Raw genomic sequence first — 597 nt, 5'->3', positions numbered from 1 at the left:
CCCCCACCCCACAATCGCGCCGGGGTCCGGAGCGGGCGCGATTGTGGGGTGGGGGTGATCGGGTGCACCCTGGAATGGACGAAACATCCGAGAAGCGGATGAATCCCCGGGTCGTGCACCGGCTCCGTCCACACGGCCCGGGACCGATGACGAACGATCGGCCCCGGGGCGCGGGCGTGGCCCGCCCGGTGCCCGGGACCCTCCGGAGGTGACGATCGTGGAGCATGCCCCCCAGACCGACGCGGTGCGGACCGTGACCGGCTGGCACATCGAACTGGAATTCCGGGAGATCGGCTCCGAGACCCGTGCCGTCGCCCTGTTGCGGCTGCCGGACGGCACGGAACTGCGCGCCCGGGGTCACGCCGACCGGCACCCCGACGACCCGGATCAGCCACGGGTGGGCGAGGAGATCGCGGCGGCACGCCTGCTGGGCGACCTCTCCGCCCAACTCCGCCACAAGGCCGAACGCGAGATCGAGGAGGTCACCCACATCCCCGCGCGCGTGCACCCCTGAGTCGCGCCCGCCCCGGCACCGGACGCGGTCCGGCCCGGTGGAACGGCCCCGACCCACCGCCCGGGAAGGCGGTGGGTCGGGGC

The 597-nt window shown here is 74.2% G+C and carries 1 protein-coding gene; it reads left to right on the top strand.

The annotated features are described in order from the left end of the window. Positions 1-217 precede the first annotated feature (217 nt). Positions 218-514, top strand: coding sequence for a DUF1876 domain-containing protein (locus FNQ90_RS26060; protein ID WP_323380193.1), 297 nt, complete (start codon positions 218-220; stop codon positions 512-514). Positions 515-597: the final 83 nt, after the last annotated feature.

Origin of the sequence: Streptomyces alkaliphilus (assembly GCF_014141535.1) — a bacterium.
In the GTDB taxonomy this organism is placed as follows: Bacteria; Actinomycetota; Actinomycetes; order Streptomycetales; family Streptomycetaceae; genus Streptomyces; species Streptomyces alkaliphilus.
This window is presented reverse-complemented; position numbering and strand designations above follow the sequence as displayed.